Source organism: Chryseobacterium sp. 3008163, assembly GCF_003669035.1.
GTDB lineage: Bacteria > Bacteroidota > Bacteroidia > Flavobacteriales > Weeksellaceae > Chryseobacterium.
In genome coordinates, this window is record NZ_CP033070.1 from 3,177,546 (window position 1) to 3,198,908 (window position 21,363).

Sequence of the window (21,363 nt, forward strand, 5' to 3'; positions counted from 1 at the left end):
TTTACGGATTTAGAATTTCGTTAAACAAATTGATGAGTTCTTCATTGACTTCCTGTCCGTTATTTTTAGATTTAAAATAATCCTTAAACAATGCCTGAATATCCTGATTTAAATTAATGTCACGAAGCTGATTTTCGTTAAAATCCTGATTTTTAACTTTCGGAATCAAATGCACAATGCCGGAATGAGATTGATAAATGAGTTTTCTTTCATCGGCTTTTAAAAACGTTTCGCTTTCCAGAGTGAGTTCAACTAAGGTATTTGGATTTTCATTCAGCCATTCAATCGTATTTTCAATGGAATCAAATGTTTTTCTGACGAGTTGTTTCCCGTTTTGTAAAGCGATTTTCTCAAAGGTAACTGGCTTATTAGGTTCAGCTTCAATAATGGAAACATATTTTGTCTGTCCGGCTTCGCTAAAGCTGTAGCACAAAGGCGAAGACGAATACACTACAGGTTTTTCTTCCGTTCCGATATTCTGAAAACCATGCAAATGTCCCAAAGCCGTATATTGAATCTGATGTGGAATAATATCTGAAAAAACAAGGTCTGCATTTCCGATTTTTATAGGTTTTTCACCTTCGGGTTCTTCCAAAATGGGTGTGCCTTTTTTGTTCATATACAAATGAGTCATCAAAAGATTGACTCCGTTTTCATCACAGAATTTATCGGCAGTTTGCTTCCAGTTTTCTCTCAGAACATTGTTGAGTTCTTTTTCCTTATTTTCTCCGAAATATTCTTTTAAACGAATCTCATTTGCATAAGGTGTATGCAAAATTCTTATAGGAAAATTTTGGTTTTTAAATTCCAACTCAATAAAACCTTCTGTTGATTTAGAAATTTTAAAATGTTCCAATTCAAAAGGATTGATGGCAGCTTTTGGATAACCAATTAAAATAATTCCGCATTCACGGGCTAAAGGATCAGGAGCGTCAATCAGACTCGGTGAATCGTGATTCCCGGAAATAGCGATAACGGGACGTTTTCCATCTAATGATAAACGTTTTAAAGTTTTATAAAAAAGTTCTGTGGCTTCTACACTAGGATTAAAATTATCGAATAAATCTCCGGCGATCAAAACCAGATCAACGTTTTCACGGTCTGCGATTTCAACGATTTCGTTCATTACCAAAACCTGTTCTTCCAGACGTGAAAAACGGTCGAGACGTTTACCGAGATGCCAATCGGCGGTGTGGAGGATTTTCATTTTATTTGGTCTTCTTGTTCCTTTTCTGCGGCTAATTTAGCTTTCGTATTTTCACGCATTTCCTTCAAACGGTTTTTTCTTTTCAGTTCAGCTTCCTGAATTTTTCGCTTTTTGTTAGCGATTATCTTATTGTATGTTTTTTTATTTGCATCTGTATTTCTACTCATCTCAACTTTATTTAGGTAAATTTTACTTTAAAATTGGTATTGCTAAATTAATCTATTCTGTAGAGAAAACTTTGTTTCAGATGGTATTTCAATATTTAATTCTACAGTTTTTTTATTCAAAAAGAATTTTTATTTAACTATTTCGAGAATAGAATAAAATCTCCGGTAGTTCAAAACAACCTGTTTGGAACTGCTGTAGGTCTACGTTTGTTTAAACAACCTAGTTTGTAAGTTCCGGAGGCGTATTTTGTTTAAAACAGCCCTGTTTGTAACAAAATGCAGTTGCAGTTGGTTTGTTTCAAGTTGTTTGTAATCAAATGCGGAATACTTTTGTTTAAAACACTGCTGTTTGTGACCAAATGCAATTGCAATTGGTTTGTTTTAATATTGTTTGTAATCAAATGCAAAATACTTTTGTTTAAAACAACCCTGTTTGTAACAAAATGCAGTTGCAGTTGGTTTATTTCAACCTTGTTTGTAACTAAATGCGATTTACATTAAGTTAAAACAGTCCTGTTTATAACGAAATACAATTTTATTTCTATTTTTACAGCATGGAACAGCAATCAAAAAATCCTTTACACGGAAAACGCCTCGATGCCATTCTCGAAGAATTGGTAGAATATTATCAAGGCTTTGAGGAGTTGGGAAAGCAGATCAACATCAAATGTTTTACAGATAACCCGAGTATCAATTCGTCACTGAAGTTTTTGAGAAAGACAGATTGGGCCAGAACGAAAGTTGAAAGCCTGTATCTGTATGTTTTGAGACAGAAAAAAAAGGAAGAATCAAAAAATAGGAAATAGTATGTTGAAGATGATTCTTTACGGATATTTAATGAATCAATTCTTTCAAAAACAGTATATTTGTGCCGTTTAATCGTGAAAAAAATCACGCAAAAAAGAAATATGACTATTGATAACAATCATGTGGTAGCTGTAAAGTATATTCTTCACACTATCGAAGAGGACGGAAGCAAAATCCTTGTAGAAGAAACAACTGCAGAAAATCCGCTTACATTTTTATATGGTTTGGGAATGATGATTCCTAAATTTGAACAAAATATCCACGGTTTGAAAGCTGGTGATACTGCTGCTTTTGTGATTCAGCCGGAAGAAGCTTACGGTGAAAAACAAGAAGATGCTATTGCACAATTGCCAATCGATATGTTCGGTGAAGGTGGACTTCCGCCAGTAGGAGCTATTTTGCCTCTAACGGATAACGAAGGAAATAATTTCCAGGCTTTTGTGGTAGAAGTAACTCCGGAAGTTGTGATTGCAGACCTTAACCATCCAATGGCTGGGAAAGTTTTAGATTTTCAGGTTGAGATTTTAAATACCCGTCCTGCGACTGAAGAAGAATTGTCTCACGGTCATGCTCACGGCATTGACGGAAACGAAGCTCACTAAGAAATATTTAGAATAAAATATGAATGTCCGATTTTTGATCGGACATTTTTTTGTTAAATAACTAGTCTAAAAATTCTCCTGAAACATAAAACCAGCGGTTCTGAATCATTTTGAATTTTGATAATTCGTGATGAACCTGTTTTTGTCCGTCTTCATCGGTGTAAAAAGCTTTAAACTCAACTTTGGTAAGAGATGGTTTGTCTACAATTTCCAGTTTTGTCCATTCATTGATTTCTCCCCATTCCTGCAAATCTTTCGTATTGTGAAATTGCCTTTTACCGGGTGAAGTTGTTTCCATTAAATATTTTCCATTAGGAATGGCAAACGCAGAAAATCTTGAACGCATCAACGCTTCGGCAGTCGGAGCATTTTTTTCTCCGGTGTGAAAGGGTTTGCAGCATTCTTCGTAGGTTTTTCCGGAGCAGCAGGGACAGTTCATTTTTTTTGAAATTTTAAAACACAAATGTACACGAATATTTTTGCACGAATTTCACAAATCTATGACTCTTGAAGATTTTGCTGATGATCTAGATTAAATTATAACAAAAATTATAATGTAAGCATCTGTGTAAATCTGTGGGGTACAAAATATTCCTCCCACAGATCCCACATATTCTTGTGGTAAAAAATCTGCTCAATCAGCAAAATCTGCGAGAGATAAATTCGTACAATTTGTCTAATAAAAAAAGCATCCAAATCAATGAATGCCTTTAAAATTTATTTAATAAAACCTCTGCTTCTCAACAACGGTTTGATATCCGGATCATGTCCTGTGAAATCTCTGAATGCCTGATTCAAATCAACAGAATTTCCTACAGAAAGAATATATTTTCTGAAGCGGTCACCATTTTCTCGTGTCAAGCCACCGTTCTTTGAAATCCATTCCCATGCGTCATTGTCTAAAGTTTCTGACCACAAATAAGCGTAATATCCTGCAGAATATCCACCACCCCAAATGTGTGCGAAATAAGGTGTGTGATATCTTGGAGGAACGGTTGCCAAAGTAAATCCGTGGTTATTTAAAGATTGTTTTTCGAAATCTAAAACAGGAAGTAATTGTCCTTCGCTTGTTACAGAATGCCAATCCATATCCAAAGCAGCAGCAGAAACCAATTCAGTCGTCATATACCCTTGATTGAAAGTTGCTGCTTTTTTAATTTTATCAACCAAAGCTTGTGGAATAGGCTGTTTCGTTTCGTAATGTAAAGCATAGTTTTTCAAAACAACAGGATCTAAAGCCCAATGCTCATTAATCTGAGAAGGGAATTCTACAAAATCTCTCGGAACATTAGTTCCTGAAAGGGAAGGATATTTCTGGCTTGCAAACATTCCGTGAATAGAGTGACCAAACTCATGGAAAATTGTAGAAACATCATCATAACTGATTAATGAAGGTTTTCCCGGAGCCGGTTTCTGATAATTATAGCAGTTTACGATTACAGGCTTTGTTCCTAATAAATAAGATTGCTCAACGTAGTTGCTCATCCATGCTCCACCGCTTTTAGAATCTCTTGTATAGAAATCAAGATAATAGATTGCGATAGATTTTCCGTCATGGTCGAAAACTTCGTACGTTACAACATCTGGATGATAAACAGGAAGATCTGTTCTTTTCTTAAACGTTAATCCGTAGAATTTTTCAGCAGCGAAGAAAACTCCTTTTTCCAAAACGGTTGTGATTTCAAAATAAGGTTTAATTTGATTTTCATCTAAATCAAATTTTGCTTTTCTCACCTGTTCAGCATAAAAATTCCAGTCCCAAGGTTCTACTTTGAAACCTCCTTTTTGCTGATCGATCAAATCCTGAATATCTTTTGCTTCACGTTTTGCTGTTTCTACAGCAGGAGTTGCAATTTGGTTCATCAATGTTACGGCAGCTTCAGGTTTTTTTGCCATCTGATCCTGTAATTTCCATTCTGCGAAACTTTTTTTGCCTAAAATCTGAGCTTTTTTAAGTCTCAATTTTGCTAATTTTTCAATTGTTTCTCTTGTATCATTACCGTCGCTTTTTTCAGCTCTTTGCCAAGATGCTTTAAATAGTTTTTCTCTTGTTGCTCTGTTTTTAAGATTTTGCAAAAGAGGTTGCTGTGTCGTGTTTTGTAAAGCTAAAAGATATTTTCCGGGTTGCCCTGCAGTTTTTGCATCGCTCGCAGCAGCCTCAATTTCATCGGTTGAAAGTCCGTCTAATTCTTTTGCTTCAGAAAAGAAAACACCCCCTTGCTTTCTTGCTTCCAATAATTTGTTGGAATATTGAGTGGAGAGGGAAGCCAATTCCTGATTGACCTGCTTTAATTTTTCTTTGTCAGCCGAAGACAGATTTGCTCCTGCAATTTCAAAGTTTTGTTTGTAAAACTGTAATAATCTTTTGCTTTCAGAGTCTAAACCGTTTTCTGTGATTGATTTAATTCTTTTATAAAGATTTTCATTCAGGTACATTTTGTCAGAATGTGCTGCAAAAATAGGAGCATATTCTTCGTCTAATGCCTGTAATGTAGGATTTGTATTCGCACTTGTTAGGTTTGAAAAAACAATTAAAGCTCTCTTCAGAATTTCACCACTTTTCTCCAATGCGACGATTGTATTGTCAAAAGTTGCAGTTTCAGAATTGTTGGCGATTTTTAAAATCTCTGCATCGTGCTGTTTTAAACCGAATTCAAAAGCGGGTTTAAAGTGCTCGTTTTTAATTTTATCAAATTCCGGGGTTTCGTATTGAAGCTTGCTTTTCTTCATAAACGGATTGGAAGAAAGCGAAGAATCAGGGACAGGAATTTCCTGTTTTATGTCGTTTGTTTTCATTGTGGTAGTACAAGAAGAATTGAAAGCCAAAGCAGAAACTAACAATACTGATGAAATGTTTTTCATAGATAGATTATATATGCTATCGCCTATCTTCATAGGTGATTTTATTATTAAAGTCTAAAGATATTAAAACTATTTGATAAATTTTTTGTGCTTTTATTTTGGTTATTGCTGTTTAATGATATTTTTTAGTTTTATTAAATATCTATGTTTAAGATGAATGTCAAAACCTATTGTAAATAAGCATTTAATGTATTTGTAATGAATTATTTTTAAAGATGTAATATTTTTTATATTTTAGTTGTTATTAATAATATACAAACGAAATTAATTAAACCTAAACCATGAAATATCCTACAATTTTACTTTTTTCAGGACTTATTGTTCTTTCAGCTTGTAATGAAAAATCTGAAAAATCAAAGTGGCTTCCTGATGTTACCAATAAAGATCACGGACCTTTAAAACAAAAAGAATTTAGCGGAAATTTTGACGGAATTGAAGTTTCTCAGGCAATTGAAGCTGAAATTATTAAATCTGATGTCGAAAAAGTAGTGATTTCTGCACCTGCAAATATCATCGATGAGGTTTTGGTTGATAACAGTGGCGGCGAACTTCATATTCATTATAAAACGGGTTTCCGCGTGATGAATACGAATAATGTGAAAGCGAAAATTTACGCCAAAGATTTCTCTAAACTGGAGGCTAATTCGGCTGCGATTATTGTAGTAAGAGATCAGTTTACACAAGATAAAACGGATATTGAAATTTCGAGTGCGGGTCATATTTCAGGAAAACTGGAAGCGAATGAAATGGAAATTGATGCAGGAAGCAGCGGAACTTTTAAAGGAAATATCTGGGCGGTCAATCTGAATGTTGAAGCTTCATCGGCTGGGGAAGTAACCATCTCGGGAAAAAGTAAAAATGCTAATCTCACTTCATCATCAGGAAGTAGTATTTCGGCAAAAGATGTGATTGTAGAAAACCTGAAAGCAGATGCCTCAAGCGGTGCTAGTGTAGAAATAAGCGTAAGTTCGACGGTTGAGGGATCGGCGTCTTCAGGAGGTAGCGTGAATGTTTATAAAAAAGGAAATGTAACGACCGTGAAAAAAGAAGAAAGCAGCGGTGGAAGCGTTTCTATTCAATAATTAATCTTTTTCCTCATCGTCTTCTTCGGCGGTTGATGAAGAACCTTCCCAATTTTTGCCATCAAAATTAAGATTATCATAAGCTAAAAGCTCCTCCTCTCTCTGGAGGAGTTCTTTTGTTGTAAACAAACGGATTTCATCATCGTCATCAGACTTTGCCAGTTTTCTGATAGAAGCTTTATCAATAGCCATAAAACGCTGACCAAGACGACGTGCTGCATACTTTCGCATTCCGGTTTCGTGAAGAACGTCAACTGCCATATCAACGGCTGTGCCTAAAGTTTCACGGTAAATATTGTCGATTCCGTTATTTAAATAAGTGTAAGCATCAATTCTGTTTTTTGCCCGCACAAATATTTTCACATCAGGATAATGTTCACTCACCAATTCTGCTATAAATTTGTTGTCACCTGAATTATCAAGACAAAGAATTAAAATTTCTGCATCTTCAATTCCGGCAGCTCTTAATACGGGAATTCTCGTGGCGTCGCCGTAATATACTTTAAAACCATATCCTCGCAATAACTTCACACGGTCAGAATCTCTGTCGAGAACGGTTGCGGAAATTTTATTAGCTTTCAATAAGCGTCCAACAGTACTTCCGAAATGACCAAAACCAACGATGATAATTTTCTTTTGTGTAATATTGTTTTCAAGAATATTAAAATCACTTTGGTCGTCAGGAATTTCTTTAATGAATCTTGGCGTTATTATTTTATCATTAATAATTAACAGGAATGGAGTGATACACATGGTGATCGCCGTCACTGCCATCATTTGAGCGTTTAATTCTGCCCCAAAGAGATACAAATCTGAACTATAATTAATCAATACAAATGCAAATTCCCCAACCTGCGAAAGCGCAAATGCGTAGAATAAGCTTTGAGGATTATCCATTTTGAAAAATTTACCAATTGCAAAAAGAACGGTAAACTTCACGGCTAGAACAGCAAAAACTGTCGAAAAGATAAAAAGAGGATCAGCTGTAATAACATTAAAATTCATCGTTGAACCAACGCTCACAAAGAAAACCGCCAAAAGCAATCCTTTAAACGGATCAATCTGTGCTTCCAACTCATGCCGAAATTCACTGTTGGCCAACATTACACCTGCCAGGAAAGCTCCTAATGCCGGAGATAATCCGATAGAAACCATTAATTCTGAAACTCCGATGACTAAGAAAAGGGAGGAGGCAGTCAATAATTCTGTCATTCCCGCTTTTGAAACATATCTTAAAAAGGGAACGAAAACATATCTTCCCAATAGAATTAATATGACAACGCCCATGATGACCGTTCCGGCCTGCAGCCATTCCGGAAGTTTTTGGATTAAAACCTGAACTTCATTTTCGTTCTGAGTTGCTTTAGAATGTGCCAGCAAAGGCAAAATTGCCAAAATAGGTATCACTGCAATATCCTGAAACAAAAGGGTAGAGAATGATGCCTCACCAGCGACTGTTTTAAAATTGTTTTTTTCCTGTAAAGTCTGAAGAACAATGGCTGTCGAGGAAAGTGCAAAACACATTGCGATGGCGAAAGCTTTATCGGTTTTCCAGCCGAATGTGATGAAAATTAAAAATAATAATGAAATCGTCAAAACTGTTTGGGTAAGACCTAAACCCAAGATTTTCTTTCTCATTTCCCAGAATTTTCTGGGCTCCAATTCTAATCCGACCAAAAATAAAAGCATAATAACCCCAAATTCACTGGCGTGCATGATGTCGTTAACGTCTTTTCCTGTCAGTTTGAGAACGTAAGGGCCAATGATAATTCCACCTAAAATATAGCCGATGACCGAACTTAAACCTAATTTTCTCGCCAGCGGAACCATTATAATGGCAACGCCCAAGAAAAGCAGGGTATTCATGGCTAAAGTAGATTCCATCTTATTGATTTAATAGTTCTGTGAATTTTTGTTTTTGTAAAATGATTTCTTTTTTGAAAGTTTATTTGCTTCGTAGACGATAATGATGTCTTTGATGTTGGCTTTGAAAACTTTTAAAGAAACAATCAATCCGCTGATCAGTTCTTCAACAGTGTACCCATATGTTCCTTCTTTGCTGAAAGATCTTTCTTTTCCGCCAGTGGTTACAACAATGTAGACTTCTTTGCCTTCCAAAGGATTGTCTTCTTCTTCGTTGAGCCAATTTCTGTCGAAAACTTCGTCAATCCAAAGTCTCAGCAAAGGTGGCATTCCGAACCATATAATTGGAAACTGAAAGATAAATCGGTCGTAATTTTTCAACCTTTTTCGTTCACGAAAAGCGGCAATATGAAAATCAGGATATTCTTCGTAAAGGTCGCGTAAGGTAAAATGCTGGTGACGAACGTAGAAGTTAATCAACTCTACGTTTGAGTTTGAGTGTTCCAGATAAGGATGCGCAAAAACTACCAGCGTTTTCTTCATAGAACCTGTTTTCAGTAAATATAATGAAAATTGAGTAAAATATGAACGGTTTTGATAGGTTTAATGAAATTTTAATCGAGGGAAAATGAAATTAATAATTTTTAAATTAAAATTCATTTTCCGTGAGTAAGCTTAATTACTTTTCCATCTTTGGAATTGATAATTATAAGAAAAGTTCCTCCAATAGTTGGTTTTGGAAAAGTCCCGTTAATAATATAATATCCATCAATGAAGTTTACATCATAAGGTCTTTGTTTGATAATATTGTCTTTACCATATATCGGAAATAAAATATTTTCGGCAATTTCCACAGCTGTTTTTGAATTGAGGATTGCTTTCGTTGGAGAAAATTCATTATTGATTTTTGCGTTTTCTAATTCCTCTTTAGCATATTCAGAATCTTTATTTTCGGTGTAAATTTGAGTTTGACTTAATTCATCTTTTGAATTTGATGTTTTTTCAGAACATGAAAACAGGGTTAAAATAAGAGTAAGAAAAAAATGTGTTGTTTTCATAAGCTTACACTAAATAAACAATTCCCAGGAATTTATAAATATGGATAAAATTGCAAGTAATAATGATATTAATGCTGCGATTTTGACGAATATCTTTTCATTCTTTTTGTAAGCGTAGGTTAAAAAGACAACCGAAACCAAAATTATTAAGAGGAAATAATATTTATAGGCGTATTGTAATTCAATAATTCCAAAAAAGCTTTTGTTTTTCCATCAACCGTCACATAATGGTCATAAATTGAAAGATTTATTTTTGCTAATGAACAAATTACAATAGAGTTTAATACAATTGATAGTAAGGAGTATTTCATGGTGCAATAATTAAATTACCATCCCCCGAAGCGCCACCGCCTCCAAAACTTCCGCCACCGCCGAAGCCTCCAAAACCGCCGCCACCTCCGGAACTTCCTCCGCCAAAGCCTCCTCCTCCAAAACTGCCGGGAAAAGGGAAAGGGAAGAATCCGCCAGGGTAATTTCTTCGTCCTCTTCGGCTAATCATGATATCGCCGTCATCGTCACCACCGCCTTTGTTTCTGAAAAGAAAGATAAGAATAATGAAGATCACAAATCCGATAAGAAGGAGTTTTGAAACATTGATATCGCCAGATTTTTTATGATTGGCCAATGGTTTAAACTTTCCCTGAACCGCATCCATGATGGCCGTCGTTCCGCCATTGATTCCTTCATACCATTTTCCCTGTTTGAAATTTGGGGTCACGATATAATCTATAATCTGTCCGGCAACTGATGCCGTTAGATATTGTTCAACCGCCCGCCCTTGCTGGATTGACATAGTTCTATCTTGCGTGGCAATTAAAAAAACGATCCCGTTGTCAACGTCTTTTTGTCCGATTCCCCATTTTTCACCAAACATCGTTGCCAGATAATTGATGTCTTCGCCTTTGGTTGATGGAATGATGATTACTTCAATTTCCGTTGAGGTAGAATCTGCAAATTTGATGAGCTTGTTGTTGAGTTCAGTTTTTTCCTTCTGCGTCAGCAAATTACCTTCATCATACATTGGATATAAAACGGCAGGTTTTTCAGGAATAGTGTATTGTGCTGATACGACAGTGTACAAGCAAATGAATACAAATGAAAATAATATTTTAAGAGAACGTAATCTCATTGGGAAGTTCGTTGTGGTTTTCTCCCGTTACCGGAAAATGTTTTTTGAGTTCGAGACCGGTTTCGAGAATAGCGCTTTTTAAAGCTTTGTGATAATTGCCTTTTGCAAATTCTGAAGTGATAAAGTCGTGCAGATGATCCCAATACGATTGATGCACTTTTGCATGAATGCCAGTGTCACCAATAATAGTAAGGTATTTCTTTTCAAAATTAATATGAAAGAGAACCGCATTTTTTTCTGCAGTTTTGTCTTTACATAATTCGTTGAAAACTTCGTAAGCCGTCTCTGCATTGTTATTTTCGGTGGTAGAATCAATGTGCACACGAATTTCTCCGGTAGAATGATCTTCTGCCGACTGAATAGCTTCCACGAGGGAAGCTATCTGTTGATCTGTTAGATAATGGCTCATTATTCTGTGAAAACGTCCGGTGCTTTTTCAGCGCCTGCAGCCGCTTTAAACTGTGGTCTTTCTTTGAAATTGGTAAAATTTGCCAAGATATTATTTGGGAAAGTTTTTATTGAAACATTGTATTCTTCCGCTGCTTTATTATAATAAACAGTTTCTGAACGAATGCTGTTCTCAATCGCAATATATTCTCTCTGGAAATTGATAAACTGCTGATCTGCTTTCAAATTTGGATAAGATTCAACAACTGCCATCAATCGACTTAAAGCACCGGATAATTCTCCCTGTGCTGCCTGAAATTTTGCCATATCAGCTTCAGTCATATTGGTAGGGTCGATGTTGATAGAAGTAGCTTTAGAACGAGCTTCCACAACTTTCGTCAGTGTTTCCTGCTCAAATTTTGAATAAGATTTTACTGTTCTTTCTAAATTCGGAATTAAATTGGCTCTTTTTTGATAAACCGTTTCAACGTTAGACCATTTTGTGTTGACGTTTTGTTCCTGTGTTACGAATTTATTGTATCCGCTTTTTCCCCAGAAAAATAATACAGCAACGATAATAAGTAGAGCAATACCGATGGTTCCGGCGCTCAGGCAACCTTTGTTTTTCATGTTTAAGTGTTTATTTGTTTCTAATAATTATTTGAATTAAATAATCTTCAAATTAAAAGGTCTTCAATGATGAAGATTTAATAATTTAAAATTTTGTTGTGCTACCCAAATATACAAATTATGTGCTAATTTTGCAGAAAATAAATTGAATGACAACAATAGTGGTGGCAATGGGCGAGAAAAACGAAATTGGTGCTGATAACCAATTGCTTTGGCATCTCCCGAAAGATCTAAAACATTTTAAAGACCTCACATCGGGACACCCGATCATCATGGGAAGAAAAACTTATGAAAGCATAGGTAAAGCACTTCCAAACCGTACCAATATTGTCATTTCCAGAAAGAAAAACTGGTTCGAAGAAGGGATTTTAATTGTAGGAAGCATTAAAGAAGCTGTGAAATTTGCAAAGAAAATCGATGAAAATGTTTTCATCATTGGCGGCGGAAATATATACGAACAAACAATGGAAATTGCTGACAAGCTTGAAGTTACTTTGGTGAAAGCTGAGTTGAAGGCCGATACTTTTTTTCCTAAAATTGATCCGAAAATTTGGAAGCTAACGGAAGAGGTTTTTCATGAAAAAGATGATAAAAACCAATATGATTTCAGCTTTCAGACGTATGAGAAAATCGAACATTAAATGTTGATAGTTGATCATTTAACTAACAATGATATACAATGAACAATCAACCAAATTTATTATCTTTGCACTTCTAAATTTTAATAATGAATAAATACATAAAATTCGTAATTGCTGCTATTTTTATTGGAATAGGAATATATCTAATTTTTAATAGAAATTGGGGTTGGGGAGCTGTACTGATTATTCTTTCTGCTGTTCCAATTTTTCTTTTCTTTAAAAACGAAAATATCCTTTTGGCATTCTGGCAACTGAGAAAACAGGATATGGTAAAAGCGTCAAAGTTTTTAAATAATATTAAAGATTATAAAACAGAGCTTCACAAAACCCAATACGGTTATTATCATTATTTACAAGGTTTAGTTTTGGCTCAGGATCATCCAACGAAAGTTGAACCTTTGATGAAAAAAGCGTTGGAATATGGTCTGAATATGAAGCACGACAGAGCGATGGCTACATTGAATTTGGCAGCTGGCGCAATTTCTAAAGGAAGAAGACAGGAGGGACAAAGACTTTTGGATGAAGCTAAAGCACTTGACACGGCGGGAATGATGGCTGATCAAATCAAAATGATGAAAGATCAGTTGAAAATGCCGACTATGCAGAAGCATATTCACAATCCTCATATGAGAAATAGAGGGAAGTTTTAATAAAACAACTCATTTAAATAAAAGAGAAATGCACCAAACGATTTGGTGCATTTTTTATGTCAAAAATGAATAATCATCTTATTTTGGGAATCAATCGGGTATTTTTCTCTAAGGAATTCTGTTGTTTTGTTTAGAAATTCCATTAAAATTGGGTGTGAATCTTCTGTTGGAGTTTTTACTTCAAAAGTATTTAAACTGTTTTTTATTATCACTGTGTAGCCATCGAGCATGGCTTTGAGTCTTATGCGCTCGTTGTTTTCAGAGCTTTCTGGTTTGTAATTATTGATTATATGAAATAAATTATTGTAACCCGAAAATTCGTTTTTTATTAATTTCCCTTGAAGAATTTTATATTTCAAATGTTTTTTGCTAAGATTATTTAACTTCTGAATATACTCTTCCAGACTTTCATTTTGATTATTTTCTATTCGTTTATATATTTTCTCAAACAAATCATCTTGTTGGTCGTAATAAGATTCACTGTCAATTATTTCATCTAAAAATTTTAGAATTATATCATATGAATCATTTAATTCAGTAATTTCAAAATTCATAGATATGTCTATAGTAAAAACTTTAACTTCTATATTCATTTAATCTACATTTCAGAATTACTTTCGTATCCATAGAATTTAGGAATCTGCCAATGATATTTCACTGCTAAAGTTCTGACGCTTACAATCATTAAAATGGTGAAAATCTGAATGAAAGTATAAGAAAGTGTAGTGAAATGGGTTAACAATAAAAATGTTGATCCGCCAATAATACAAGCACTTGCGTAGATTTCTTTTCTAAAAATCAATGGGATTCTATTCAATAAAATATCCCGAATAATTCCACCAAAACATCCAGTGATGGTTCCTAAGCCAATACAAATCAAAGGATGGATATCTGCATTCAAGCCTTTTTGAACGCCGATAATCGTAAACAATCCCAACCCGAAACTGTCGAAAATAAATAAAGTGACTTTAAAGTTTTTCTCAATTGATTTAAATACCATTGAAAAAACACTTGTCGCCAAAATCAAACCGCACATCAAAAGATCATGCATCCAAAAAACGGGAATGTCTAAAAGTAAATCTCTCACCGTTCCGCCGCCAACAGAAGTGACAAAGGCAATAATTAAAACACCAAACGGGTCAAGCCGCTTCTGCATTGCAGCAAAACTCCCCGACATCGAAAATGAGATCGTCCCGAGAATTTCTATAGCAAAATTGAGCTGTTCGTGCATTGGATATATGTGATGATTGATGAATTATAACTGATAAATTTGAGGCTTGAATCAATTATCAACTATCATTAAATGATTATTTTTCAACGCGCACCGCATCTGGTACCAGCAATTCATATTCGCCGCCATGATTGATAATTTCTCTCACGATGCTGCTGCTGATGAATGATTTTCCTGATGAGGTCAGTAAGAAAACGGTTTCTAGTTTTTTGTGGGCTAAAGTACGATTGGTGTGAGCTATTGCTTTTTCAAATTCAAAATCTGCAGGATTTCTTAAGCCCCGTAGGATGAACTGAGCATTTTTTTCGAAACAATAATCGACCGTAAGTCCTTCAAAATGATCTACTTCAACATTGGGAAAGTCAGCGACCGAATTTTGGATGAATTCCATTCTTTTCTCAAGTGGAAACATGTATTTCTTCTGAGAATTTTGTCCGATGGCAATAATCACCTTGTCGAAAAGTGCCGCAGCTCTCTCAATAATATCGTAATGTCCTAATGTAATAGGATCAAAAGACCCTGGAAAAACAGCAATTTTCATGCGCAAATAAAGTTATAAGTTATGGGTTATCAATTATGAGTTGTTATGTACTCTAATATCTAACTTCTAATATTTAGTTTCTTTTTTGTAAAGCTTTTTCAACCTCATTTCCGCAAAGATCTTTAATAGAAATTCCATAGATTTTTGCTTGTTGAGGAAGAATACTTGCTGGTGAAAATCCTGGATTGGTATTCATTTCCAACATATATGGGATTCCATCCATTAAAATAAATTCACTTCTTGAAAAACCGCTCATTCCTAAAGAATCGTAGGCTCTTTTTGCAATTTCTTCCACTCTTTTTGTGGTTTCAGCGTCAATTCTTGCAGGAGTAATTTCTTCTGAAGCACCTTCATATTTAGCTTCATAATCGAAGAATTCATTTTGAGGAACAATCTCTGTAATTCCCAAAACAATAGTTTCACCTTTGAAATCAATCACACCTACAGAAACTTCCATTCCGTCGAGGAAGCTTTCAATCAAAATTTCATCATCTTCTTTAAAAGCAATTTCTGTTGCGGCAATCATTTCAGACTGATCTTTAACTTTAGAAATTCCCAATGAAGAACCGGATTGATTGGGTTTTACAAAAACAGGAAGTCCAAGGTTTTCAATGATCTCATCAACGTTAATATCTTCTCCTTTTCTTAAATAAACACTTTTCGCAGACGGAATTCCATATTTAGATAAAACAGCTAAAGTATCTTTTTTATTAAACGTCAAAGCACTTTGGTAAAAATCGCAACCGGTATAGGTTTGTCCGATTGCGTCCCAATATGCCTGTAAAATTCCGTTTTCACCGGGAGTTCCGTGGATAATGTTGAAGCAGACGTCAAATTTTAAAGTTTCATTATTATTTAAATTAACCGAAAAATCTCCTTTATTAATGGGAAGTTTGTTCTCATTTTCATCTAAAAAATACCATTCATCCTTAAGAATGACAATTTTATATACATTATAAAGATCTCTGTCTAAAGAATCATAAATCAATTGTCCACTTTTCAGGGAAACTTTATATTCGTCAGAATAGCCTCCCATAACTACGGCAACGTGTTTTTTGCTCATATCCGTTTGTATCATTTAAGGCAAATTTAATGAAATTATATCACGCACGAATTGAATTTCAGAAAATTTGAAACAAATGCTAATTCTGTTAAATAAAAAGTGCAATCAAAAATTATTAGTTATATTTGCCGTTATAATTCAAGTATTTTTAAGTATGCTTAAATCACTTTTCAATTGGAAAGTTTTAGTTAATTTGCTAGTAGCAATCGCAATTTTTGTGGGATTGGTATGGCTTACGTTTCGTTGGTTAGAGTATCATACCAACCATGGTCAGGAAATTCCTGTTCCTAACGTTATTAATAAATCTGTACATGACGCCGTCAAAATATTAGAAGACAACGGGCTAGACTACGAAGTAGACAGCGCTGCGTATAATCCAAAATTCAGACCTCTTCAGGTTTTGAAAGTTTATCCTGCACCCGGATCTCGTGTGAAAGACGGAAGAGCAATTCAGCTGATGGTGAATCCTAAAAGCTGGGCTCCTGTTATTGTTCCTGATGTTATCAATAAATATTCAGGATTGGCATTCCAAAGACTTGATAGGGTAGGATTGAAGGTTGGTGATACTATCTTTGAGCCGAGTATTCAAAAAGATGCGGTTCTTAGAATTTTATTTAAAGGTAATTCTTTAAAACCGGGATCACTTTTACCTAGATTTTCTACTGTTGATGTTGTAATTGGGTCTGGTCCTATGAGAAACATTAATATACCTAATGTTGTAGGTCTTACCGTAAAAGAAGCAAAAGCTTACATTGCCAGAAATCTTTTTGAAGTAGGAATTGTAGAGCATGAAGACGGTGGAAAGGATGAGTCTGACATAGTATATTATCAAGATCCTGCGGCAGGTGATGCACGAGATCAGGGGATGCAAATAGACCTCTGGGCGAGTAAGAAAACTCCTGCAGAGCTCCGAGACAGAATTGATCAGTTGAATTCTACATACAGAATGAGAGTTGATACCACGCTTCCTCCGATAAGATATGAAGAAGTTCCTAATTTTCAGGATGAGCCAGTGAACACGTTGCCGCCACCTGCAGTTACACCAAAGCCGGCTAGTCCGAAGACGACAGTTTCTGCAACTTCTAAGCCTGTAAGTACTACAAAAACTACTGAAGTGAAGTCTAAGTCCACTACAAGCAGTATAGACAATAAGGCTAAATCGACGACAACACCTGTGGCTGATAAGCCTAAAGCTAAGAAGGTAAATATCCAATAAAAAATATATTTATTAAAAACTCAGGCTTCAACTTTAAAATGTTGAGGCCTTTTATGTAAAAAGAATAGAATGACAGAAGATAACGAAGATTTTTTAGACGAAGAATTATTAGATCCCAACAATGTAGATATTGATGAGGAAAACAAAGGTTTGTATGAGCATGTAAACATTATCGTTGATGGCAAGCAGGAACCTTTAAGAATAGATAAATTTCTTTTAAACTTCCGTCAGAATTCTTCAAGAAATAAAATTTCGCAAACCTGCAGAGCCGGGAATGTTGTGGTCAATGGAAACCCTGTAAAGCAAAACTATCGTGTAAAGCCGGGAGATCAGATTTCTTTATTGCTTGCCCATCCACCGAGATTGAACGTAATCATTCCGCAGGATATTCCTATTAATATTGTTTATGAAGATGACGATTTAGTCGTTGTAGATAAAGAACCAGGAATGGTTGTACATCCAGGATTTGGAAATTGGGACGGAACTTTGGTGAATGCTTTGGCTTTTCATTTTGATAAGAAAGGAGAAAAATCAGATTTGGATAGAGTAGGATTGGTTCACAGAATTGATAAAGATACTTCAGGACTTTTAGTCATTGCCAAAAACGAATATGCTTTAAGTTTTCTTGCCAAGCAGTTTTTTGAAAGAAAAACCAAAAGATTGTATTGGGCTTTTGTTTGGGGCAACGTAAAAGAAGACGAAGGCACCATAACGGGTCACATAGGCAGGCATCCTAAGAATAGAATGCAGATGTACACTTATGCGGACGGAAGCATGGGGAAGCACGCCGTAACGCATTATAAAGTTTTGGAAAGATTTAAATACATGACTTGGGTAGAGTGTAAATTGGAAACCGGAAGAACCCACCAAATCCGTGCGCATTTCAAACATATTGGTCATACACTCTTTAATGATGCAAGATATGAAGGAAATGTCGCCCTTCGAGGAGTTAATATGCCTAAGTATAAGCACTTTGTGAAAAATGTCTTTGATGTTTTACCGAGACATGCACTTCATGCGCATACTTTAGGATTTATACATCCCACTTCCAAAAAGGAATTGTATTTTGAGAGCCCAATGCCCCAAGATATGACGGATGCCGTAAAAAAATGGAGAAATTATTTAGAAAACTAAAAATATATTGAGAATTTTTTTATATTTGTTGAATTGAAATCAAGATTTGTTATGAGAAAACTATATGCTATCGTATGTTTAGCTCTTTTGTCTAATGCGTACAAAGCACAAGAATCATTACCATACTATCAGCAATATCTTTTAGATGGTGAGTTCCTGTTCAACCCTGCACAATATGGTAAAACGGACTATGTACAGCTTAATCTAAACTATCAACAACAATTTTCAAAATTTAGCGAGTCGCCAAACGTTCAGTCGGTGGGGATTAACGCTAATATTTTTGATAGAGTGGGAGCGGGTATTTCCGTTTTTAGAGATAGCAACGGTCCTATTTCTGCGGGAGGTATTACAGCAGGAGCTTCTTACTTCATCCCTTTAAGCAGTGATGGTGAAAGAAAAGATCAGTTTTCTTTTGGTACAAGTGTAAACTTTTACAATATGAATTTTGATTATTCTAAAATTAACACAGAAGACGGTTACGATCCATTATTGCAAGGAAACGAAAGTAATATCTTTATGGCATATGCAAACTTCGGTTTAGCGGCTACTTATAAAGGATTATTTGGAGGTATTTCCGTAAACGATATTGCATTAAGCAATGACGAATCTATCGTAAACAACTACGAGCCATCGCCAATCAAATTCTTCTTAAACTTAGGATACGACTGGAAGATCGCAGACAATATTGCAATTACTCCTTCAGCTTTAATCAATTTAAATACGAATTCTACCAGAATGATGGATTTAAACTTGATGGCTACATTCTCTAACGATATTAATGCTTTCTCTTTCGGGGTAAGCTACAGAGGTGTTCAAAACAGATTTGACAACCAGCAGTTGAGTATTTCACCAGTTGTAAAAGTAAGATTCAACAAATTCATGATTGGAGCTACTTATAACCTTGGAATGTCTGACATCCAGGAGTACGGTGGAAACAGCTTTATGCTTGGTGTAGGTTATAACTTTGATAACTTCATTAATCATAGAGGATTTAGATATTAATCTGATTTAATTTAAATAAATTTGAGCTCTGAATTTTTTCAGAGCTTTTTTATGATCTACATTCACATTCCTTTCTGCAAACAGAAGTGCAGCTATTGCAATTTTCATTTTTCTACGTCTTTGAATTTTAAAGATGAAATGATTGCTGCAATGAAAAAAGAAATTTTTCTCCGCAAAGATGAGCTTCAAAGCAAAAATCTGCAGTCACTTTACTTTGGTGGCGGAACGCCTTCCATACTTTCTGGAGACGAAATCAAGTCTTTAATTGATGAGGTCTTAAAATATTTCAGTTTTAATGCTGATATTGAAATTACTTTGGAGGCAAATCCGGATGATTTAGATAAAAACTTTTTAAGACAGCTATCAAATTCTCCGATTAATCGACTGTCAATTGGAACGCAAAGTTTTTTTGATGAAGATTTAAGGCTGATGAACCGTGCACATAATGCTTCTGATGCCGAAGGTTCTATCAAAAGAGCTCAGGATTTTGGCTTTGAAAATTTAAGTATTGACTTAATTTACGGCTCACCGACTTCTAATTTAGAAATTTGGAAGCAAAATTTAAACAAAACCATTGCGCTTGAAGTTCCCCATATTTCGTCGTACGCACTGACGGTCGAGCCCAAAACCGCTTTAGAAAAATGGATTGCCAATGGAAAAGTTTCAAATCCTAAGGAAGAAGAGCAAAACAGAGAGTTTTATTATATGATTGATTTTCTTAAAGATCATGAGTTTGAGCATTATGAAATCTCTAATTTTGCGAAAAAAGGGTTTCATTCCAGACATAATTCTGCCTATTGGAAGTATAATGAATACCTGGGTATTGGTCCTTCTGCACATTCTTACAACGGATTTGATGTAAGAAGCTGGAATATTGCCAACAATCAACAGTATATCAAAAAATTAAACTCCAAACTTTTGGCTAAAGAGACAGAAATTCTTTCTCCGAAAGATCAGTTTAACGAAATGATCATGATCGGATTGAGAACAACCTGGGGCGTTGATCTCGAAAGTTTAAAAAATAAGTTTAAAGAAGATATTTTAGATCAATTTCATAAAGAACTCCAACAGAAAATCGCTGACGGAATTTTAATGAAAGAGAATAATCACCTCAAAATTCCTGAAAAACATTGGTTTATGGCAGACGGAATTGCTTCAGATCTGTTTCAGGTTTAAAAAAATAGAATCTAAAATCTACAATTTAAAATCTTTAAGTATTTTTGCACTAAATTTCACTTCGTTTGAAAACTAAAAAACAAGATTATTCGCATCTTTCGCCTCAACAGCCTATCGGAATTTTTGATAGCGGTGTGGGTGGTTTAACGGTTGCTAAAGAAATCAAAAGACTTCTTCCCCATGAGAATCTTATTTACTTTGGGGATACCAAACATCTTCCTTACGGTGAAAAATCCAAAGAAGCAATTATAGAATATTCTACGAAAATTACCAATTTCTTATTGGAACAAAACTGCAAAGCCATCGTTATTGCCTGTAATACCGCTACAGCAAATGCTTTGAATGAAGTCATGCAAGCCGTTGCCGGAAAAGTTCCTGTGATTGACGTGATCAATCCTGTTGCGGAAAAAGTAGCGTATGAAATTCATAATAATGTCGGTGTGATTGCAACGAAAGCTACTGTAAATTCAGGCCTGTATAAGAAAAGCATCCGCAAGCACAATAAGTTCATAAAAGTGGATGAATTGGCAACGCCGTTGCTGGTGCCGGCAATTGAAGAAGGTTTTAAAAATCATCCGATTACGCATTCTATCATTTACAATTATCTGAGTAATGCAAAGCTTAAAAATATTGAAACGTTGATCTTAGGCTGTACGCATTATCCGTTATTGATTGACGAGATCAAACAATATTATGGAAACCGCGTTCGTGTTATAGATTCTCCGAATATTGTTGCGAACCACCTGAATATTATTTTAGATAAATATCATCTTCTCAATACCAACAATCCAAAGGCGACTTATCAGTTTTACCTTTCGGATATTACCAAAAACTTTGAGAAAATTTCAAAAAAATTCTTCGGAAAAAGTATTGATTTGGAATTGAAAGTATTATAAAGAAATGCCGTTTTCACAA

At 35.1% G+C, this 21,363-nt stretch carries 24 protein-coding genes; 10 read left to right on the forward strand and 14 right to left on the reverse strand.

Annotation, left to right across the window (positions count from 1 at the left end; genetic code table 11):
• Nucleotide 1 precedes the first annotated feature (1 nt).
• Nucleotides 2-1,207, reverse strand: coding sequence for an exonuclease SbcCD subunit D (locus tag EAG08_RS14540; protein ID WP_129536059.1), 1,206 nt, complete (start codon nt 1,205-1,207; stop codon nt 2-4).
• Nucleotides 1,204-1,374 carry a hypothetical protein gene (locus EAG08_RS21410; RefSeq protein WP_164998579.1) on the reverse strand — a complete coding sequence of 57 codons (171 nt, stop codon included), beginning with the start codon at nt 1,372-1,374 and terminating at the stop codon, nt 1,204-1,206. Before EAG08_RS21410 ends, EAG08_RS14540 begins: the two co-directional genes overlap by 4 nt.
• A gap of 554 nt (nt 1,375-1,928) precedes the next feature.
• On the opposite strand from EAG08_RS21410, the gene EAG08_RS14545 reads away from it, so the two are divergent.
• On the forward strand, nt 1,929-2,180 hold the full coding sequence (locus EAG08_RS14545; protein ID WP_129536060.1) for a VF530 family DNA-binding protein: 252 nt from the start codon (nt 1,929-1,931) through the stop codon (nt 2,178-2,180).
• Between the two features lie 102 nt (nt 2,181-2,282).
• The gene (locus EAG08_RS14550; protein WP_129536061.1) at nt 2,283-2,783 is read left to right on the forward strand and encodes a peptidylprolyl isomerase; all 501 of its coding nucleotides are present in this window, start codon (nt 2,283-2,285) and stop codon (nt 2,781-2,783) included.
• 61 nt (nt 2,784-2,844) lie between these two features.
• Here the strand turns inward: EAG08_RS14550 and EAG08_RS14555 are convergent, their stop codons facing one another.
• Together EAG08_RS14555 and EAG08_RS14560 are read right to left on the reverse strand one after the other, a co-directional pair.
• Nucleotides 2,845-3,222 carry a YchJ family protein gene (locus EAG08_RS14555; protein ID WP_129536062.1) on the reverse strand — a complete coding sequence of 126 codons (378 nt, stop codon included), beginning with the start codon at nt 3,220-3,222 and terminating at the stop codon, nt 2,845-2,847.
• Between the two features lie 278 nt (nt 3,223-3,500).
• Nucleotides 3,501-5,645, reverse strand: coding sequence for a M3 family metallopeptidase (locus EAG08_RS14560; RefSeq protein ID WP_129536063.1), 2,145 nt, complete (start codon nt 5,643-5,645; stop codon nt 3,501-3,503).
• A 281-nt stretch (nt 5,646-5,926) separates the two neighbouring features.
• On the opposite strand from EAG08_RS14560, the gene EAG08_RS14565 reads away from it, so the two are divergent.
• Entirely contained in the window at nt 5,927-6,727 is an 801-nt protein-coding gene (locus tag EAG08_RS14565; RefSeq protein WP_129536064.1) for a head GIN domain-containing protein, read from the forward strand.
• Here EAG08_RS14565 and EAG08_RS14570 read toward each other — a convergent pair whose 3' ends face one another.
• The 6 genes from EAG08_RS14570 to EAG08_RS14595 form a co-directional block, all read right to left on the reverse strand.
• Nucleotides 6,728-8,611 (reverse strand): monovalent cation:proton antiporter-2 (CPA2) family protein, encoded by a 1,884-nt coding sequence (locus EAG08_RS14570; protein ID WP_129536065.1) that lies wholly within the window; start codon nt 8,609-8,611, stop codon nt 6,728-6,730.
• Nucleotides 8,612-8,620: 9 nt separating this feature from the next.
• Complete coding sequence (locus EAG08_RS14575) at nt 8,621-9,133, reverse strand: NAD(P)H-dependent oxidoreductase (protein WP_129536066.1); 513 nt, start codon at nt 9,131-9,133, stop codon at nt 8,621-8,623.
• Nucleotides 9,134-9,246: 113 nt separating this feature from the next.
• On the reverse strand, nt 9,247-9,648 hold the full coding sequence (locus EAG08_RS14580) for an NTF2 fold immunity protein (RefSeq protein ID WP_129536067.1): 402 nt from the start codon (nt 9,646-9,648) through the stop codon (nt 9,247-9,249).
• Nucleotides 9,649-9,955: 307 nt separating this feature from the next.
• Entirely contained in the window at nt 9,956-10,777 is an 822-nt protein-coding gene (locus EAG08_RS14585; RefSeq protein WP_129536068.1) for a TPM domain-containing protein, read from the reverse strand.
• Nucleotides 10,758-11,186: a TPM domain-containing protein gene (locus tag EAG08_RS14590; RefSeq protein WP_185145166.1), complete on the reverse strand. Its 429-nt coding sequence runs from the start codon at nt 11,184-11,186 to the stop codon at nt 10,758-10,760. Before EAG08_RS14590 ends, EAG08_RS14585 begins: the two co-directional genes overlap by 20 nt.
• Nucleotides 11,186-11,794 carry a LemA family protein gene (locus tag EAG08_RS14595; protein WP_129536070.1) on the reverse strand — a complete coding sequence of 203 codons (609 nt, stop codon included), beginning with the start codon at nt 11,792-11,794 and terminating at the stop codon, nt 11,186-11,188. The genes EAG08_RS14590 and EAG08_RS14595 overlap by 1 nt, the downstream gene beginning before the upstream one ends.
• Before the next feature lie 149 nt (nt 11,795-11,943).
• Between EAG08_RS14595 and EAG08_RS14600 the strand changes: the two genes are divergently transcribed.
• Nucleotides 11,944-12,435, forward strand: a complete 492-nt coding sequence (locus tag EAG08_RS14600) for a dihydrofolate reductase (RefSeq protein WP_129536071.1) — start codon at nt 11,944-11,946, stop codon at nt 12,433-12,435.
• 86 nt (nt 12,436-12,521) lie between these two features.
• Nucleotides 12,522-13,085 (forward strand): DUF2892 domain-containing protein, encoded by a 564-nt coding sequence (locus EAG08_RS14605; RefSeq protein WP_129536072.1) that lies wholly within the window; start codon nt 12,522-12,524, stop codon nt 13,083-13,085.
• A 59-nt stretch (nt 13,086-13,144) separates the two neighbouring features.
• On the opposite strand, the gene EAG08_RS14610 is transcribed toward EAG08_RS14605, so the two are convergent.
• From EAG08_RS14610 to EAG08_RS14625, 4 genes are all read right to left on the reverse strand, one after another.
• Nucleotides 13,145-13,678, reverse strand: coding sequence for a hypothetical protein (locus EAG08_RS14610; protein ID WP_129536073.1), 534 nt, complete (start codon nt 13,676-13,678; stop codon nt 13,145-13,147).
• Between the two features lie 5 nt (nt 13,679-13,683).
• Nucleotides 13,684-14,316, reverse strand: coding sequence for a trimeric intracellular cation channel family protein (locus tag EAG08_RS14615; RefSeq protein WP_129536074.1), 633 nt, complete (start codon nt 14,314-14,316; stop codon nt 13,684-13,686).
• A gap of 76 nt (nt 14,317-14,392) precedes the next feature.
• Entirely contained in the window at nt 14,393-14,857 is a 465-nt protein-coding gene (gene coaD / locus EAG08_RS14620) for a pantetheine-phosphate adenylyltransferase (protein WP_129536075.1), read from the reverse strand.
• Nucleotides 14,858-14,930: 73 nt separating this feature from the next.
• Nucleotides 14,931-15,920: a D-alanine--D-alanine ligase gene (locus EAG08_RS14625; RefSeq protein ID WP_129537276.1), complete on the reverse strand. Its 990-nt coding sequence runs from the start codon at nt 15,918-15,920 to the stop codon at nt 14,931-14,933.
• A gap of 154 nt (nt 15,921-16,074) precedes the next feature.
• Between EAG08_RS14625 and EAG08_RS14630 the strand changes: the two genes are divergently transcribed.
• From EAG08_RS14630 to murI, 5 genes are all read left to right on the forward strand, one after another.
• Nucleotides 16,075-17,136 carry a PASTA domain-containing protein gene (locus EAG08_RS14630; RefSeq protein WP_129536076.1) on the forward strand — a complete coding sequence of 354 codons (1,062 nt, stop codon included), beginning with the start codon at nt 16,075-16,077 and terminating at the stop codon, nt 17,134-17,136.
• A gap of 69 nt (nt 17,137-17,205) precedes the next feature.
• Entirely contained in the window at nt 17,206-18,270 is a 1,065-nt protein-coding gene (locus EAG08_RS14635; protein WP_129536077.1) for an RluA family pseudouridine synthase, read from the forward strand.
• Between the two features lie 51 nt (nt 18,271-18,321).
• The gene (locus EAG08_RS14640; protein WP_129536078.1) at nt 18,322-19,272 is read left to right on the forward strand and encodes a PorP/SprF family type IX secretion system membrane protein; all 951 of its coding nucleotides are present in this window, start codon (nt 18,322-18,324) and stop codon (nt 19,270-19,272) included.
• A gap of 66 nt (nt 19,273-19,338) precedes the next feature.
• Entirely contained in the window at nt 19,339-20,448 is a 1,110-nt protein-coding gene (gene hemW / locus EAG08_RS14645) for a radical SAM family heme chaperone HemW (RefSeq protein ID WP_228446878.1), read from the forward strand.
• A gap of 65 nt (nt 20,449-20,513) precedes the next feature.
• The gene (murI, locus tag EAG08_RS14650; RefSeq protein WP_129536080.1) at nt 20,514-21,344 is read left to right on the forward strand and encodes a glutamate racemase; all 831 of its coding nucleotides are present in this window, start codon (nt 20,514-20,516) and stop codon (nt 21,342-21,344) included.
• Nucleotides 21,345-21,363: the final 19 nt, after the last annotated feature.

Coding starts and splice junctions, on each gene's coding strand:
- EAG08_RS14570 (WP_129536065.1), bottom strand. CDS start 8,611: ATGGAATCTACTTTAGCCATGAATACCCTGCTTTTCTTGGGCGTTGCC.
- EAG08_RS14605 (WP_129536072.1), top strand. CDS start 12,522: ATGAATAAATACATAAAATTCGTAATTGCTGCTATTTTTATTGGAATA.
- EAG08_RS14595 (WP_129536070.1), bottom strand. CDS start 11,794: ATGAAAAACAAAGGTTGCCTGAGCGCCGGAACCATCGGTATTGCTCTA.
- coaD (WP_129536075.1), bottom strand. CDS start 14,857: ATGAAAATTGCTGTTTTTCCAGGGTCTTTTGATCCTATTACATTAGGA.
- EAG08_RS21410 (WP_164998579.1), bottom strand. CDS start 1,374: ATGAGTAGAAATACAGATGCAAATAAAAAAACATACAATAAGATAATC.
- EAG08_RS14550 (WP_129536061.1), top strand. CDS start 2,283: ATGACTATTGATAACAATCATGTGGTAGCTGTAAAGTATATTCTTCAC.
- EAG08_RS14560 (WP_129536063.1), bottom strand. CDS start 5,645: ATGAAAAACATTTCATCAGTATTGTTAGTTTCTGCTTTGGCTTTCAAT.
- EAG08_RS14600 (WP_129536071.1), top strand. CDS start 11,944: ATGACAACAATAGTGGTGGCAATGGGCGAGAAAAACGAAATTGGTGCT.
- EAG08_RS14615 (WP_129536074.1), bottom strand. CDS start 14,316: ATGCACGAACAGCTCAATTTTGCTATAGAAATTCTCGGGACGATCTCA.
- EAG08_RS14575 (WP_129536066.1), bottom strand. CDS start 9,133: ATGAAGAAAACGCTGGTAGTTTTTGCGCATCCTTATCTGGAACACTCA.
- EAG08_RS14580 (WP_129536067.1), bottom strand. CDS start 9,648: ATGAAAACAACACATTTTTTTCTTACTCTTATTTTAACCCTGTTTTCA.
- EAG08_RS14585 (WP_129536068.1), bottom strand. CDS start 10,777: ATGAGATTACGTTCTCTTAAAATATTATTTTCATTTGTATTCATTTGC.
- EAG08_RS14640 (WP_129536078.1), top strand. CDS start 18,322: ATGAGAAAACTATATGCTATCGTATGTTTAGCTCTTTTGTCTAATGCG.
- EAG08_RS14565 (WP_129536064.1), top strand. CDS start 5,927: ATGAAATATCCTACAATTTTACTTTTTTCAGGACTTATTGTTCTTTCA.
- EAG08_RS14625 (WP_129537276.1), bottom strand. CDS start 15,920: ATGAGCAAAAAACACGTTGCCGTAGTTATGGGAGGCTATTCTGACGAA.
- EAG08_RS14610 (WP_129536073.1), bottom strand. CDS start 13,678: ATGAATATAGAAGTTAAAGTTTTTACTATAGACATATCTATGAATTTT.
- EAG08_RS14630 (WP_129536076.1), top strand. CDS start 16,075: ATGCTTAAATCACTTTTCAATTGGAAAGTTTTAGTTAATTTGCTAGTA.
- EAG08_RS14545 (WP_129536060.1), top strand. CDS start 1,929: ATGGAACAGCAATCAAAAAATCCTTTACACGGAAAACGCCTCGATGCC.
- EAG08_RS14540 (WP_129536059.1), bottom strand. CDS start 1,207: ATGAAAATCCTCCACACCGCCGATTGGCATCTCGGTAAACGTCTCGAC.
- EAG08_RS14555 (WP_129536062.1), bottom strand. CDS start 3,222: ATGAACTGTCCCTGCTGCTCCGGAAAAACCTACGAAGAATGCTGCAAA.
- EAG08_RS14590 (WP_185145166.1), bottom strand. CDS start 11,186: ATGAGCCATTATCTAACAGATCAACAGATAGCTTCCCTCGTGGAAGCT.
- EAG08_RS14635 (WP_129536077.1), top strand. CDS start 17,206: ATGACAGAAGATAACGAAGATTTTTTAGACGAAGAATTATTAGATCCC.